Source organism: Nocardia sp. No.11, assembly GCF_038752175.1.
Taxonomy (GTDB): Bacteria; Actinomycetota; Actinomycetes; order Mycobacteriales; family Mycobacteriaceae; genus Nocardia; species Nocardia canadensis.
On record NZ_JBCGFB010000290.1, the window covers coordinates 1 to 389 of the forward strand.

1 pseudogene is annotated in these 389 nt (G+C 75.6%); it reads right to left on the bottom strand.

Annotated elements, in window-relative coordinates:
* Positions 1-389, bottom strand: a pseudogene (locus tag V8688_RS32095) (hypothetical protein); the annotation flags it as partial.

The window sequence follows — 389 nt, forward strand, 5'->3', positions numbered from 1 at the left end:
CAGGCCGCGCCAGCGCGGCGCGCGCTGGACGATCGCGGTCGACGGCGCCGTGAGCACGGCCCTGACCACGCTGGACGCGACGAGATAGAGCCGCTCGGCGACGAGAATCAGTGCGGCGCAGGCGAACGCCGCGACCGTGTGCGCGGCCACCATCGGCGCGCTGGGCAGGTGGAGCAGCTCGTCGTGGTGCGCGAGCGACGCCGACAACGCGAAGTGCCCGGCCCATTGCCCACCGAGCAGCACCGCACCGGCTCGCAGCAGCGGCGCGCCACCGGATCGCACGCGCGATCCGCCCGCGACGATGCCAGCGCCGAGCGAAACCAGCAGCAGCAGGGCGATATCGGCCGAGCGCGGCACGCCACCGCCCGCACCGCCGTGCGCGGCGACGG